We start from the raw sequence: 15,139 nt of genomic DNA, 5'->3' as shown, positions 1-15,139 counted from the left end.
AGATATGACGCTTTGCCAGCGCTGCGCGCCGGTTGAATCGGGATCTGCTACTGGCAAATAGCGGCCTCTGTCCAAAGTCAGAAAGGAGAGTCGGCTTAACGGGCTGTAATGCTGTTATTTTTTTACACCAGCATAGGTCAGTAAAAAGCTATTGCGCATTTTAAAACGCTGTTTTGAGATCAAACTCAAACTTATCGACCGCATTACTCAAACGAGAATCAAAACTATTATCACGATAAAAAAGAGAATTTATTCCTGCGCGACCAGGTTGTTTCTGAATGCGGTTATATATGACAGCAGGTTGATTAATTGGCTAAAAAGACCTTAAATCAGAAGAAGATATTTTACCTGGCCTCAGGAGTGCTTTTCTGGCAACCTTTGCTTCCCTTTGAGGGGGTAAAAAATTAACATTGCCCGACGTGGTTTTAATATTTGAACGCGGACTCAACCTGCAACGGTAAGTAAAATAATCATGAAAAATAAAAAGATAGACACGATGGCCCGCGTCGCTATGCGCATCAGGGGCTTATCAGTAAAGGAAAAGCGTCTTCGCTACCAGGATAAGATGTATACCTTTAAATATGTTTCCGGACATTACGAAGTCTTTTTGGACGGAGAAAAAGTTGACACGTTTGCCACGGAAAACATCAACCAGGCGATTGCGGATTTTAAAGAAAAAAATAACAAAAACAGGCGCTGATAAACCTGCAAATACGCTTTTCTGCCCCGCGTTTACTCCTGTAATTAAATCTTAGAGAACACATAATACCGCGCGACATTACCGCTCGCGCCGGTCTTTTCTCGCCCCTCATTAATTTTCACAAGAAACAACCTCTTAAAATTGGCAGCCAAATCACAAGCTTAGGAATAATTTTTTTACACAAGCTGTTTACATGGTAACGATAATTCATATCATCTTGATAATTACTCTCAACTTGAGAGCGGTGTTTACCGCGACCGGTCAAGGTCGTCTTCACCTGCATAATCAGGAACGTTATAAGAATGAAAAATCGTTACCTTTGGGCTATTAACCCCTGTTTGTTGATGATGTTATCCGCGCAGGCCGCAGCACAAGACGCAAAAGAGGAGACGCTGGTGGTGGCCGCCAGCCGCGCTAATCACAGCGTCGCCGATATGGCGCAAACCACCTGGGTCATTGAGCAGGCTGAAATTGAACAGCAGGTTCAGGGTGGTAAAGAGTTAAAAGAGGTGCTGGCGCAGCTTATTCCGGGGATGGATGTCAGCAGCCAGGGGCGCACCAACTACGGCATGAATATGCGCGGGCGCTCAATGATGGTGATGGTCGACGGCGTGCGCCTCAACTCATCGCGCACCGACAGCCGCCAGCTTGATTCGATCGATCCCTTTAATATTGCGCGCATTGAGATTATCTCCGGCGCGACCTCGCTCTATGGCGGCGGCAGCACCGGCGGCCTGATCAATATCGTTACCAAAAAGGGGCAGCCGGAGACGGAAGTGGAGTTCCAGACCGGCACCAAAAGCGGCTTTAACAGCCATAACGATCACGACGACAATGTTGCGGCTTCGGTCAGCGGCGGCAATGACAATGCCTCCGGGCGGCTGTCGGTTGCTTATCAGCGCTACGGCGGCTGGTATGATGGCAAAGGCGATGAGGTACTAATTGATAACACCCAGACCGGCCTGCAATACTCTGACCGGCTGGACGTGATGGGCACCGGCACGCTCAATATCGATGAGCACCAGCAGCTGCAACTTACCACTCAGTACTTTAAGAGCGAGTCTGACGGGAAACATGGCCTCTTTCTGGGCGAAAACTTCTCGGCAGTCACCGGCTCCGCTACGGCCTACAACAAAGGCAACCTGGATGCCGACCGGATTCCGGGCACCGAGCGCCACCTGATTAATCTGCAATACTCAAACACCGATTTCTGGGGCCAGGATGTGGTGGCGCAGATCTACTACCGCGACGAGAGCCTGGCGTTTTACCCCTTCCCGACCCTCTCTAACGGACGGGTCACCAGCATCGGTGCTTCGCAGCAGAAGACCGACTTTTATGGCGGCAAGCTGACCATCAACAGCAAACCGGTTGATGCCCTGACGCTGACCTGGGGGATCGATGCTGAACATGAAGCATTCGACGCCAATCAGCAGTTTTTCAATCTGAACAACGCCGCCGCCAGCGGGGGAATGCAGCTCGATGAAGCCTTTAAAGTTGAGCGCTATCCGGGCTACAGCATCACCAATATCGCGCCGTTCCTGCAAAGCAGCTATGACATTGACGCCATCACCCTGAGCGGCGGCGTGCGTTACCAGTACACCGAAAACCGCGTCGACGATTTTGTCGGTTACACGCAGCAGCAGGCGATTGCCAACGGCAGAGCTACCTCGGCAGACGCCGTGCCGGGCGGGAAAACGGATTATAACAATCTGCTGTTTAACGCCGGTATCCTCGGCCATCTGACCGATCGCCAGCAATTGTGGTTCAACTTCTCGCAGGGCTTTGAGATCCCCGACCTGGCAAAATATTACGGTGCCGGTACCTATCAACTGGTCGATGGTCACTACCGTTTGCTGAACAGCGTCAATGTGAACGATTCGAAGCTGGATGGCGTAAAAGTTAACGCCTACGAACTGGGCTGGCGCTACACCGGCGATAACCTGCGTACGCAAATTGCGGGCTACTACTCCCTCTCCGATAAAACCATCAACATCAATAAAAGCGATATGACTATCAATATTGATGATGATAAGCGCCGCATTTATGGCGTCGAGGGCCAGGTAGATTACTTCTTTACCGACAGCGAGTGGAGCACCGGGGCTAACTTTAACGCCATCAAATCCGAGACGCGAGTCAGCGGGAAGTGGGAGAAACTGACCGTTGACAGCGCCAGCCCGTCGAAAGTGAGCGCATGGATCAACTGGGCACCGGGCGACTGGACGCTGCGTTTGCAGAGCACGCAAAGCTTCGACCTCTCTGACGCCGCCGGTAAGCGCATCGATGGCTATAACACGGTTGATATGCTTGGCAGTTACGCCCTGCCGGTGGGCAAAGTGAGTTTTAGTGTGGAAAACTTGCTGGATGAGGAGTACACCACCGCCTGGGGTCAGCGTGCGCCGGGATTATATAGCCCAACCTATGGCGCGCCGGGGTTATATACCTACAAAGGACGTGGTCGGACATTTGGCGTAAATTATTCGGTTCTCTTTTGATATCTACTGCCGCCTGGTACACAGGCGGCAGTAATTCTCAGCCGAATGCCTGCTTATAATCAATCTTGCTTGCCTTACCTTAAGCCAAATAGAGTAATTGTTTTTGAGTTATTTCTTAATTAACTCACTGAGAATATAAAATATATTAATTAAAACGGCGAAGCGTTATTGCATATCCGTCGGGGTAGATTCGCCGGGTGCAATCTGTTGCGCCTGTTTTATTTTGCTCTGCTGAGCCGTTTTGTTGAGTGCTTCAAGCTCCTGGGCACGCGCTAACTGCTCCTGCGTTACTTTTCTCCCGGTAAAGGCATCAATCATTTCGGTTCGCCCATCGGGATATTTCACAACGCTTACCAGCCGACCGCCAAACTGCGGAATTCCGGACATCTCGAGCGCATAATCAATTTCTTGATTTTCCACCTTTTTCTTTTGGCGTACCGGCTCTTCGGCTTTTACCTCTTTGCTCTCTTTATGGCTCTCCGCTTTGCTGGAAAGGGTTACTTTTATGCTCTCATCCTGATAGGTGTGAGCCTCTTTGACGTTCTCAGTAGAGGTTGTCATCGCCGCTTTATGGGTGGCGTGTTCGTGTGTGTTGGCAAGCGGAGGGCTTGCCTGAATAGCCTGAATTTCCTGCATAATTCTCTCCGCGTGTAGTTAACAGATAATGAGCTGATGACTCTTCCAGGATGAGTCGAAAAGAATATCCCTATAACGTTTATCGTCAGCCTGAGAAAACAAATTAATAAGAAATAATGGTAACAGTAGCTTAATTATAGACTTTTTAAAAATAAGAAAAGACTTATTTAATACAATAAGAATTTTACTTAAAGAGACGGAATAATAATGAATCCATTTTAAGTCAGTGCATTTAAATAAAACTTTTGTCGGCAACCAGCGAAAGATAGCGTGGCCGATAACCACAACAATGGCCACTCTTTTCCCCCCGGAATGTGTTGTATCCTCGCCAAAGGCGACTGCTACACTGCAAAGCATGTAGCCCGACAACATCAAACATCACAGAGAGGGAAACGCTATGTCAGACAACTATCAACCCCCGAAGGTGTGGACGTGGGATCAATCCGGCGGCGGCGCGTTTGCCAATATCAACCGCCCGGTTTCCGGTGCCACCCATGAAAAAGCGCTGCCGACGGGCAAACATCCGTTGCAGCTCTACTCCCTCGGTACGCCGAACGGCCAGAAAGTGACGATTATGCTGGAAGAGCTGCTGGCGAAAGGCGTCTCTGAAGCGGAGTATGACGCGTGGCTGATCCGCATCGGTGAAGGGGATCAATTCTCCAGCGGTTTCGTTGACGTCAACCCGAACTCGAAAATCCCGGCGCTGCGCGACCACAGCACCACCCCGCCGACCCGCGTGTTTGAATCGGGCAATATCCTGCTCTATCTGGCAGAGAAGTTTGGTCACTTCCTGCCGCGCGATCTCGCCGCGCGCACCGAAACGCTGAACTGGCTCTTCTGGCTGCAAGGCTCCGCGCCGTTCCTCGGCGGCGGCTTTGGTCACTTCTATAGCTATGCGCCGGTGAAGATTGAATACGCCATCAACCGCTTCACCATGGAGGCCAAGCGCCAGCTCGACGTGCTGGATAAACAGCTGGCGGAACATCAATTTGTCGCGGGCGATGAGTACACCATTGCCGATATGGCGATCTGGCCGTGGTACGGCAACGTGGTGCTGGGCAATGTCTACGATGCGGCGGAGTTCCTTGATGCGGGCAGCTACAAAAACGTCCAGCGCTGGGCGAAAGCGATCGCTGAACGTCCGGCCGTGAAACGTGGCCGCATGGTTAACCGCACCTTCGGCCCGGCGAATGAGCAGCTGCATGAGCGCCACGACGCCAGCGATTTCGATACGCAAACCGAAGATAAACGCGGCGCGTAAGGAAATGATCAAGACGGCGCGCCAGCAGGCGATTGTGCAGCTTCTGAAGAGCCAGCAGTCAATCACCACTGCCGCGCTCGCCGCTGAGCTTGCCGTCAGCGTGGAGACCATTCGCCGCGATCTCAACGCTCTGCAAATGCAGGGCAAAATCATTCGTCGGCATGGTCGCGCCCGCACGCTGGCGGACGGCAGCGAACCCTTCCGCGCCCGCTTAAAAAGCCACTATGCGGATAAAGCCGATATCGCCCGTCATGCGCTCAACTGGGTAGAAGCCGGAATGACACTGGCGCTGGATGCCAGCTCAACCTGCTTTCACCTGGCGCGACAACTTCCGGATATTCCGCTGACGGTGTTTACCAACAGTTTGCCGGTGTGCGAAGTGATGGCCCGTCGCCAGCATAGCGAGCTTATCTGCTCCGGCGGTCGGCTGGCGCGCGGTGAGCGCTGCTACGTCAATCCGGCGCTTGCCAGCCTGCTTAAATCGCTGGAGATCGATCTGTTTATCTTTTCCTGCGAGGGGATTGATGGCAATGGCGAGATGTGGGATTCCACACGGCATAACGCGGCGTTTAAAGCGGCACTGCTGCGCCGGGCGCAGCAGTCGCTGTTACTGATTGATAAAAGTAAATTTTACCGGGCCAGCGAAGCCAGCATCGGCAACCTTTCACTGGTAACGCAGATGATCACCGACGCGCCCCATCCCTGAGGCGCACATTTGCAGAATCAGAACGCGACCCACTCATCGGACGATGCGCCGGGTTTGCGGGCGCTGCCACGGCTCATGTCAGGTTTCACCAGTTTGGCAGCGGTGGGTTTATGCTCCTCTTCACCGGTCAGGCGGAACTTCTGCACAGAACGTTGCAGCTCTTCGGTCTGACGCTCCAGCGCAGCGGCGGCAGCCGACACCTGCTCAACCAGCGAGGCGTTCTGCTGGGTAACGTTATCCATCTGCGTGATGGCAACGCCCACCTGCGAGATCCCTTTGCTCTGCTCGGCAGAGGCGGCGGCAATCTCTTTCATAATGGTGGTCACTTCACGCACGGCGCGCAGAATGCCGTCCATCGTGGTGCCGGTGTCGTTGACCAGCTGTGCCCCTTTCTCAACGCGCGAGACGGAGTCGGCGATCAGGGTTTCAATCTCTTTTGCCGCGCCCGCGCTGCGGCTGGCGAGGTTACGTACTTCCCCGGCAACCACCGCAAAACCACGCCCCTGCTCACCGGCACGCGCCGCTTCTACCGCCGCGTTAAGGGCGAGAATATTGGTCTGGAAAGCGATGCTGTTAATAACGGTGGTAATTTCGGCAATCTTCTTCGAACTGCCGGAGATACCGTCCATTGTGTTGATCACCTCTTTCACCAGCGCACCGCCTTTGCTGGCAGTGGCCGAGGCAACTTCCGCCAGCTCGCTCGCCTGGCTGGCGTTGTCGGCGTTCAGTTTCACCGTAGCGGTCAACTCCTCCATGCTGGCGGCGGTCTCTTCCAGCGCGGCGGCCTGCTCTTCGGTACGCGATGAGAGGTCATTATTGCCGGTGGATATCTCCGTTGCGCCGCGCCAGATGTTTTCGCTGCCGTGGCGGATACTGCTTACCGCTTCACGCAGGCTATCCTGCATCGCTAACAGCAGCGGGATCACCTGGCCGACGCAGTTACGTCCCATATCTTCCAGCGGCTGGCTGAGATCGCCCTGCGCCATCAGTTTGAAGTGCTCGCGAATACGCGTCAGCGGTTTGACCAGCATGGTGACCAGGTAGCGATCCGTAAACAGCAGGATCAGCAGGCCCAGCACTATCGCGATAATGATCGCCGTGCGGGTGGTGCTGGTCTGGTGATCGACCATCACGCGGGTTTCATCCAGCATCACGCCAGCGGCTTTGTTGAAACTCTCGGTCGCCACGCCAAAATTGCGGCTCAAACCAGGCGTAACATTATTGGCCTGCGCGCGATAGGCTTCCGGCGAGCCCTGCTGCGCCAGTTGCATCTGCGGGTTGACGCCCTGCTCCAGCAGCGCCTGCCAGCCAGCGATCACCTGTTCGGAGACTTTCGGATCCATCGGCCCTGGCGAAACGGCTTTGAAGTCGGCAAGGCGTTTTGCCATGTTATCCAGCGCCTGTTGCGCGGGCGCCATGTCCGGCGTTCCCCCCGCTGCTTTGGCTTCCATCACGCGGCTGAGGCGCGTCACAAAGCGAAAGTATTGATCGTTGCCCTGGCTCAGAAGCGTCATTTGCGTCACCAGCTGGCGGTCGATTTCATTACCGTCGGCAACTTTTGACAAAGAAGAAACGCTATACAGACCGACGCCAGACCACAGCACGCTGAAGATCCCGAGGATCACCAGCAACACAGCGCGTATAGTGAAGTTACGAAGCATATTCATAATTTTAATCCTTGCGGTGAAGGTAGACCCTCGCCTGCGGGCGAGAGTTATCACTTTTATCGGCACGCGTTTGGGAAGTTGTATGGTCGGTTTAAAATAATTATGTAAAAAAGAGGCCTCTTTTTTTTATGGCTATCACAAATTTTGTCACCTATTAAATGGTTATTCTGCTAACTTTTTGTTGCGCAAACGAGCTTGCACAACAAATCTAAGTTATTGATTAATAACAGATAATATAAAAAACAAGAATAAAGGGGATAGCTGACACAGTTTGAATTTATCGGTATAAAAATAAAAGCTTGTTTGCTTAAAATATTAAAAACCAGAATTTTATAAAATTATTAATAACGAGAAACCAACAATTCTCGACGAATTTAATTTATTTAACCCGCCTCACAAAGCACTCAATAATTAATAACAGTGCGTTTTAAGGCGCTTATCTGAGAGCACTACCCGCAAGACTTTACGCGCCGTTATCAACGCAAAAACCCAATAACCATGCGCCCTGCCGTCACGCCGGCTGACCGTCGTGATACTAAGCTCATTTTTATTACGCGTAATGCCATCGCTTCTTCTTATATTTCACCGCCTTTTGCGATGCTGGCAGGAAAAAGGGTTGCGGCTTTTTACCCTCGCTCCCCAGGAATTTTCGCAGATTTAAGCCACGCATGAAGAGAATTAAGCAGCAGTGTAAGGCTCACACAGAACATTATTTGTGGCCTCTGTTTGCCTTCCGCTCAGCGAAGCTTTTGCTGACAGGCGATCGCACGTAAGATAGAAACGTTGTTTCAAAACCATCAGGCACCGCCAGATACGAGAGGAGAGATCATGCCCGGCTTCGCCAACCCTCAGCGTTATGAACAGATGCAGTATCGGTACTGCGGCAAAAGCGGTCTGCAACTGCCCGCCCTGTCGCTCGGTTTATGGCACAGTTTTGGTCACGTCAACGCACTCGATGCGCAGCGCGCGCTGCTGCGTAAAGCGTTCGATCTGGGAATCACCCACTTCGATTTAGCCAATAACTATGGGCCACCCGCCGGCAGCGCAGAGGAGAACTTTGGCCGCCTGCTGCGCGACGATTTTGCCCCCTACCGCGATGAGCTGATTATCTCCACCAAAGCGGGCTACGATATGTGGCCTGGCCCGTATGGCTCCGGCGGATCGCGCAAGTATCTGCTCGCCAGCCTCGATCAGAGCCTTAAGCGTCTGGGCGTCGACTATGTCGATATCTTCTATTCCCACCGCGTCGATGAGAAAACACCGATGGAGGAGACCGCTGCCGCGCTCGCGCAGGCGGTGCAGAGCGGCAAAGCGCTCTACGTTGGCATCTCCTCCTATTCGACGGAGCGTACGCAGCAGATGGCCGCGCTACTGCGCGAGTGGAAAGTGCCGCTGCTTATCCATCAACCCTCCTACAACATCCTCAATCGCTGGGTCGATAACACCGGGCTTTTAGACGCGCTTGAGGAGAACGGCGTCGGCTGTATCGCCTTTACGCCGCTGGCACAGGGATTGCTGACAGGCAAATATCTCAACGGTATTCCCGAAGGGTCGCGCATGCAGCGTGAAGGCAAAAAGGTGCGTGGCCTGACGGAGAAGATGCTCACCGAAAGCAATCTCGCCAGCCTGCGCCTGCTGAATGAGATGGCTGAACGCCGTGGGCAGTCGATGGCGCAGATGGCGTTAAGCTGGCTGTTAAAAGATAGCCGTGTGACATCGGTCTTGATTGGGGCCAGCCGCCCGGAGCAGCTGGAGGAGAATGTGCAGGCGTTAAACAACCTGAGCTTCAGCGCCGATGAACTGGCGCAAATTGATAAGCATGTGGCCGACGGGGAACTGAACCTGTGGCAGGCATCGTCAGATAAATAAAAGTGACGTGCCGGAGGGCGCAGTTTGCCGGAGGGCGCTGCGCTTATCCGGCCCAGGCTCCACCAAAAATTAATGCTTGCCGCGGGTTAAACGATCCAGATAGCCCATCACAAACGCGGAGAGCACAAACGTCAGGTGGATAATCACGTACCACATCAGCTTGTTATCCGGGACGTTCTTCGCATCCATAAAGACGCGCAGCAGGTGAATCGACGAAATGGCGACAATCGACGCCGCCACTTTGTTTTTTAACGAGGTGGCATCCATTTTCCCCAGCCAGCTCAGCTTCTCTTTGTGCGGGCCAATATCCAGCTGCGAAACAAAATTTTCATAGCCGGAGAACATCACCATCACCAGCAGACCGCCGACCAGCGTCATATCCACCAGCGAGAGCAGCGTGAGGATCAGATCCGCTTCTGCCAGCGAGAAGATGTTGGGGATAACGTGAATAATCTCCTGGAAGAATTTGATGGCCAGCGCCAGGAGAGCAAGAGAGAGGCCAAAATAGACCGGGGCGAGCAACCAGCGCGAAGCGTACATTGCGTTTTCCAGAAAGCGTTCCATGTTCCGTAGTGTCTCGTCAGATAGCTAAACCGGCGCTCAGTATAGCCTGACACCGTCAGCCTTTTGCAACACTCCGTCTGACTTAACTACACCTCGGCGGGGTTAACCCACGGACGCTGGTTCTCCGGCCAAATCAGCACCACCAGCGCAGGATAAGCTTCGGTGCTGAACTCCTGGAAACACTGGCGCAGGTTGAGCACATCCAGATCGCTCGGCGAGACTTTTTCACCATTAACGCAGCGTTTTTTAATGTTGTCGTAGTACTTATACACAGCGGAGCTGAGATCGCTGCAACGGCGCTGGGCTTCAAATAAACCTGGCGTGTTATTTATCTCCGCCATCTTCATACGCTTAATCGTCGCTTGCAAAAAATCGATATATTCATGGTTAACACGCCAGTACCACTCCGGGGTAATCGCGTTCATTAACGTCGAAAAATGATCTTCGCCCTCTTCTTTTGACAGCGGCGTTAACTGTGGTGCTTGCTCATTAATTTCACTAAGGGGAGTCTTTTTATTGTACTCATGCATCAATAATAAAACGCCGCCCGTTAGCAGCAATAAAGTAATAACAAAATACAAAATACTGTCCATCGGCAGACTCCTTTTTTTTGATTTTAAAATTGCCTCATGATATTGTCAACGAACCTCGCCCCTTAATATTCTCTCCCCTGTTAAATAGTAAAGGATAATAGAAATGCTTCCCGAGAACCTTGTCCCGGCGCGCTTTCATCTTTCTGCCGTTGAAACCGGGGCAGCACCAGAGGGAAAAGAGCCTGATTTTCCTCAGGATATTGGCCCGCTTTCTGAGCATGCGCAAAATATATTAGCTAACGCCAGCCGCAGCGGGCAATCACGTAATATGCTGCTTGAAGAGCACGATCGCCATATTAAAGAGCGCTTATTCCGGGTCGTTAAAATTGAAACCTTTGCGCGTTTACTTAATGATTTGCAAGCCGAAGGTGAGATTGATGCTCAGACTCTGAGCAAAATAATTTCCGATAAGACGCAAACTATTAACGAGGCAGGTAATGAGATTTGGCTTAATCTGATTACCCGCGAAAAAGATGCGCCAATCTTTTATAAACTTGGGGATGAATAACGTGGCTGAAATTGAAAATAATAACGTCTATATCAATTACAGCGAAAGCAAAAGCGACGAATTTATCTTAAAGCAAAATATCGATGCGCTGGTACAGAGTAAAAACGAGACGATTCAACGCATTGCCCAGGATTTAGTCTCTATTCCTGCTGCGCTGGTGCGTTTGAAGTGGCAAAACCGCCGTGAAATTTACCCCTTGCAGGTGAAAGAGGAGATTTACGGCGCAGCGATTGCCGCCATTATCGAACAGCACCCTGAGCTGCGCGAAAAGATCATGGGCCGGCTGGAGGCTAACTATCAGCACCTGGTCAGCCGCGAAAGCGCGACACTGCGCTGGAGCCGCAAACTGAGCGAGGGCGTATACCGCACCTCGACAGTGCAGACGGTGGCGGTGAGCGAAAAGCCAGCCAAAGTGACCAGCAAGGGAAGCCACCCCACCGGATCAAGAAAATCCTGAATTTGTCTGCGAAGTCAGCGTGAACTTCTATCCTTAAGGTCTAAGCAACCGATATGGAGGATACTTAATGGCAACTGACCAGACAAAAATCCAGGATCCGACCACCCAGTACTACACCGGTGAATATCCTAAGCAGAAGCAGCCCTTCCCCGGCGTGCAGGCGAAAATGGAACCGGTTCCCGATTGTGGTGAAAAGAGCTATGTCGGCAGCGGGCGGCTGAAAGGTCGTAAAGCGTTAGTGACCGGCGGCGACTCCGGTATTGGTCGCGCAGCAGCGATCGCCTATGCCCGCGAAGGCGCAGATGTCGCTATCAACTATCTTCCTGCCGAAGAGGAAGATGCGCAGCAGGTGAAAGAGCAGATTGAAGCAGCCGGGCGCAAAGCCGTGCTGATCCCGGGCGATTTGAGCGATGAAGAATTTGCCCGTTCTCTGCCGCATACAGCGAAAGAGCAGCTTGGCGGCCTGGATGTGCTGACGCTGGTAGCGGGTACGCAAACCGCGATTGAGGATATTGCAGACCTCAGCAGCGAGCAGTTTATCTATACCTATAAGGTCAACGTTTTCGCGCTCTTCTGGATCACCCAGGAGGCGATTCCGCTGATGCCGCGCGGGGGTAGCATTATTACTACCTCGTCGATTCAGGCTTATCAGCCAAGCACCCATCTGCTTGATTACGCCTCGACCAAAGCGGCTATTCTCAACTACACCCGTGGGCTGGCGAAACAGGTCGCCGAGAAAGGCATTCGCGTGAACAGCGTCGCGCCAGGGCCAATCTGGACCGCGCTGCAGATTTCCGGCGGTCAGCCGCAGGAGAAACTGCCGGAGTTTGGCCAGCAGACGCCGCTCAAACGCGCCGGTCAGCCAGCCGAGCTGGCACCTGTTTATGTCTATCTGGCAAGCCAGGAGTCGAGCTATGTAACCGCTGAGGTGCATGGCGTAACGGGTGGTGAGCACCTGAGTTAAGCAGGCATAAAAAAAGCTGGCTCCGGCCAGCTTTTTTTTATCTCGTTCGCGGGTTACTTCGCTTTCGCGACCTCTTCCCCTACCAGACCGATCTTCAGATAGCCCGCCTGGTGCAGGCTGTCCATCACTTTCATCATCGTCTCATAATCAACGGTCTTATCTGCGCGGAAGAAGATGGTGGTATCTTTTTTGCCTTCGGTCACCGCATTCAGCTGGTTGATCATCGTCTCTTCCGTCACCGGATCGTTGCCGATAAACATGCTGTTATCCGCCTTCACGGAGAGATAGATCGGTTTTTCCGGGCGCGGCTGCGGCTGGCTGGAAGAGGCAGGCAGATTGACCTTAACGTCAACGGTAGCAAGCGGCGCCGCCACCATAAAGATAATCAGCAGCACCAGCATCACGTCAATAAACGGCGTGACGTTGATTTCGTGCATTTCGCCGTTATCGTCGAGGTTTTCATTAAGACGCATTGCCATAGCCAATCAACCTACGCGTAATTTCTGGGTGGTACGAACCGGCTGCGCGTTGCTGGCGGCCAGATCCAGATCGCGGCTTTGCAGCAGCAGCACCTGAGCGGCAACATCGCCGAGGTTGGCTTTATAGTTACCAATCATGCGCGCAAAGATGTTGTAGATCACCACCGCCGGGATAGCGGCGACCAGGCCGATAGCCGTTGCCAGCAGCGCTTCAGCGATGCCCGGCGCGACAACCGCGAGGTTAGTGGTTTGCGTCTGCGCGATGCCGATAAAGCTGTTCATAATGCCCCAGACGGTACCAAACAGACCGATAAAGGGCGAAATCGCTCCGATGGTGGCGAGAAAACCGTTGCCGCGGCCCATATGACGGCCCGTTGCCGCCACGCGCCGCTCAAGGCGGAAACCGGTGCGCTCTTTGATGCCTTCGTTATCTTCGCTGCCTGCGGAGAGTTCCAGCTCGTTCTGCGCTTCGTTGATCAACATCGCGCTCAGGCTGCGGGCGTGGAATGTCGAGGCGATCTCGGTCGCCTGATCCAGTGAGCGGGCATCAGCCAGCTGCTGCTGTTCACGCTTGAGACGGCGCTTTTGGCCGAGGATCTCAACGCTTTTACTGAAGAAAAGCGCCCAGGTGACGACTGACGCCAGAATCAGACCGATCATCACGATTTTCACCACGATATCGGCGTGCTGATACATACCCCATACGGAAAGATCCGTCTGCATCAAATTATTACCCACTCTGTTTCTCCGGGACGCAAATCACAAAAAACACTGCGCCATAATAGCAAAAAGTCGTCGAATTGATAGTAGTTCTCATTAGTATTTACATAGTGCACAACACAACCGGCTATTTCCTTGCGTTGACGCAGTAAACCGGCGCGTCTGCTGGTTTTATAGAAAAATTCACCGCCTCTGATGCATCATTTCGCAATCATGGTAGTCTGGACATCCAGACGTATAAAAACAGGTTGAGCAGACATGACGGCGAAACATCTTGATACCGCGCTGGTAAACGCCGGGCGGAGCAAAAAGTATACTCAGGGTTCGGTGAATACGGTGATTCAGCGCGCCTCCTCCCTGGTGTTTGAAACGGTCGAAGCGAAAAAGCACGCCACACGCAACCGCGCTAACGGCGAGCTTTTTTATGGACGGCGCGGGACGCTGACCCACTTCTCGCTGCAAGAGGCGATGTGCGAACTGGAAGGCGGTGCCGGTTGCGCGCTCTTCCCCTGCGGCGCGGCGGCAGTGGCGAACACTATTCTGGCCTTTGTTGAACAGGGCGATCATGTATTGATGACCAATACCGCCTACGAACCGACGCAAGATTTCAGCACCAAAATTCTCGCTAAACTGGGCGTTACCACCAGCTGGTTTGATCCGCTGATTGGCTCAAGCATCGTGCAACTGGTGCAACCCAATACCAAAGTGGTGTTCCTCGAATCGCCCGGCTCCATCACCATGGAAGTGCATGATGTTCCCGCCATCGTGCAGGCGGTGCGCAGCGTCGCGCCGGAGGCCATCATTATGATCGACAACACCTGGGCGGCGGGCGTGCTGTTTAAGGCGCTGGATTTTGATATCGATATCTCCATTCAGGCGGGCACCAAATATCTGATTGGTCACTCCGATGCGATGGTCGGCACCGCCGTAGCAAACGCCCGCTGTTGGGAGCAGTTGCGGGAAAACGCCTATTTGATGGGGCAGATGCTGGATGCGGACACCGCCTATATGACCAGCCGCGGCCTGCGCACGCTGGGGGTGCGTTTACGCCAGCATCACGAAAGCAGCCTGAAAATTGCCGAGTGGCTGGCGGCGCATCCGCAGGTGGCGCAGGTCAATCATCCGGCGTTGCCGGGCAGTAAAGGGCATGAGTACTGGAAGCGGGATTTCAGCGGCAGCAGCGGCCTCTTCTCCTTTGTGCTCAACAAGCGTTTAAATGATGCAGAGCTGGCTAACTACCTCGATAACTTTTCGCTCTTCAGCATGGCCTATTCATGGGGCGGCTTTGAATCGCTGATCCTCGCCAACCAGCCAGAGCATATCGCCGCTATTCGCCCGGAGGGGCGTGTCGACTTCGACGGCACGCTGATCCGATTGCATATTGGTTTAGAAAACGTTGATGATCTTATCGGTGATTTAGTGGCAGGCTTTCAGCGCATCATGTAAACCAGGATTAACGGGGCAAAAAGTAAGAATATTCTCCCTTTGTTGCGCCCCGGATCGAGGTCTTTTTGGCGAAGTGG

15 protein-coding genes are annotated in these 15,139 nt (G+C 53.0%); 9 read left to right on the top strand and 6 right to left on the bottom strand.

Annotated features, from left to right (window positions below; translation table 11 throughout):
• Window positions 1-472: 472 nt before the first annotated feature.
• Both N7V53_RS16975 and N7V53_RS16970 read left to right on the top strand, forming a co-directional pair.
• Complete coding sequence (locus N7V53_RS16975; RefSeq protein WP_124967266.1) at window positions 473-700, top strand: hypothetical protein; 228 nt, start codon at window positions 473-475, stop codon at window positions 698-700.
• Window positions 701-1,002: 302 nt separating this feature from the next.
• On the top strand, window positions 1,003-3,192 hold the full coding sequence (locus tag N7V53_RS16970; RefSeq protein WP_279794155.1) for a TonB-dependent siderophore receptor: 2,190 nt from the start codon (window positions 1,003-1,005) through the stop codon (window positions 3,190-3,192).
• Window positions 3,193-3,357: 165 nt separating this feature from the next.
• On the opposite strand, the gene N7V53_RS16965 is transcribed toward N7V53_RS16970, so the two are convergent.
• On the bottom strand, window positions 3,358-3,828 hold the full coding sequence (locus N7V53_RS16965) for a hypothetical protein (RefSeq protein WP_124967264.1): 471 nt from the start codon (window positions 3,826-3,828) through the stop codon (window positions 3,358-3,360).
• 397 nt (window positions 3,829-4,225) lie between these two features.
• Here N7V53_RS16965 and yghU point away from each other — a divergent pair, with 397 nt between their 5' ends.
• Window positions 4,226-5,089 (top strand): glutathione-dependent disulfide-bond oxidoreductase, encoded by an 864-nt coding sequence (gene yghU / locus N7V53_RS16960; protein ID WP_023481063.1) that lies wholly within the window; start codon window positions 4,226-4,228, stop codon window positions 5,087-5,089.
• 7 nt (window positions 5,090-5,096) lie between these two features.
• The gene (gene fucR / locus N7V53_RS16955) at window positions 5,097-5,795 is read left to right on the top strand and encodes an L-fucose operon activator (RefSeq protein ID WP_124971235.1); all 699 of its coding nucleotides are present in this window, start codon (window positions 5,097-5,099) and stop codon (window positions 5,793-5,795) included.
• A gap of 17 nt (window positions 5,796-5,812) precedes the next feature.
• Here fucR and N7V53_RS16950 read toward each other — a convergent pair whose 3' ends face one another.
• Window positions 5,813-7,462 carry a methyl-accepting chemotaxis protein gene (locus N7V53_RS16950; RefSeq protein ID WP_279794154.1) on the bottom strand — a complete coding sequence of 550 codons (1,650 nt, stop codon included), beginning with the start codon at window positions 7,460-7,462 and terminating at the stop codon, window positions 5,813-5,815.
• An 828-nt stretch (window positions 7,463-8,290) separates the two neighbouring features.
• Between N7V53_RS16950 and N7V53_RS16945 the strand changes: the two genes are divergently transcribed.
• Window positions 8,291-9,331, top strand: coding sequence for an aldo/keto reductase (locus N7V53_RS16945; protein ID WP_023480944.1), 1,041 nt, complete (start codon window positions 8,291-8,293; stop codon window positions 9,329-9,331).
• A 69-nt stretch (window positions 9,332-9,400) separates the two neighbouring features.
• On the opposite strand, the gene N7V53_RS16940 is transcribed toward N7V53_RS16945, so the two are convergent.
• Both N7V53_RS16940 and N7V53_RS16935 read right to left on the bottom strand, forming a co-directional pair.
• The gene (locus tag N7V53_RS16940; protein WP_124967260.1) at window positions 9,401-9,895 is read right to left on the bottom strand and encodes a TIGR00645 family protein; all 495 of its coding nucleotides are present in this window, start codon (window positions 9,893-9,895) and stop codon (window positions 9,401-9,403) included.
• An 86-nt stretch (window positions 9,896-9,981) separates the two neighbouring features.
• Window positions 9,982-10,488 (bottom strand): RNA helicase, encoded by a 507-nt coding sequence (locus N7V53_RS16935; protein WP_279794151.1) that lies wholly within the window; start codon window positions 10,486-10,488, stop codon window positions 9,982-9,984.
• A 103-nt stretch (window positions 10,489-10,591) separates the two neighbouring features.
• Here N7V53_RS16935 and N7V53_RS16930 point away from each other — a divergent pair, with 103 nt between their 5' ends.
• From N7V53_RS16930 to N7V53_RS16920, 3 genes are all read left to right on the top strand, one after another.
• Entirely contained in the window at window positions 10,592-10,996 is a 405-nt protein-coding gene (locus N7V53_RS16930; protein ID WP_279794150.1) for a hypothetical protein, read from the top strand.
• On the top strand, window positions 10,989-11,453 hold the full coding sequence (locus N7V53_RS16925) for a hypothetical protein (RefSeq protein WP_051372112.1): 465 nt from the start codon (window positions 10,989-10,991) through the stop codon (window positions 11,451-11,453). Before N7V53_RS16930 ends, N7V53_RS16925 begins: the two co-directional genes overlap by 8 nt.
• A 67-nt stretch (window positions 11,454-11,520) precedes the next feature.
• Complete coding sequence (locus N7V53_RS16920) at window positions 11,521-12,417, top strand: SDR family oxidoreductase (protein WP_076769217.1); 897 nt, start codon at window positions 11,521-11,523, stop codon at window positions 12,415-12,417.
• Window positions 12,418-12,470: 53 nt separating this feature from the next.
• Here the strand turns inward: N7V53_RS16920 and exbD are convergent, their stop codons facing one another.
• Both exbD and exbB read right to left on the bottom strand, forming a co-directional pair.
• Window positions 12,471-12,896 (bottom strand): TonB system transport protein ExbD, encoded by a 426-nt coding sequence (exbD, locus tag N7V53_RS16915; protein ID WP_042718016.1) that lies wholly within the window; start codon window positions 12,894-12,896, stop codon window positions 12,471-12,473.
• A gap of 6 nt (window positions 12,897-12,902) precedes the next feature.
• Window positions 12,903-13,634, bottom strand: coding sequence for a tol-pal system-associated acyl-CoA thioesterase (exbB, locus tag N7V53_RS16910; protein ID WP_023480942.1), 732 nt, complete (start codon window positions 13,632-13,634; stop codon window positions 12,903-12,905).
• A 240-nt stretch (window positions 13,635-13,874) separates the two neighbouring features.
• Between exbB and metC the strand changes: the two genes are divergently transcribed.
• A complete protein-coding gene (gene metC / locus N7V53_RS16905) occupies window positions 13,875-15,062 on the top strand; it encodes a cystathionine beta-lyase (RefSeq protein ID WP_279794148.1) in 1,188 nt (395 codons plus the stop codon).
• The last annotated feature ends 77 nt before the right edge of the window (window positions 15,063-15,139 follow it).

Origin of the sequence: Kosakonia sp. HypNH10, assembly GCF_029850615.1 — a bacterium.
In the GTDB taxonomy this organism is placed as follows: domain Bacteria; phylum Pseudomonadota; class Gammaproteobacteria; order Enterobacterales; family Enterobacteriaceae; genus Kosakonia; species Kosakonia cowanii.
This window is presented reverse-complemented; position numbering and strand designations above follow the sequence as displayed.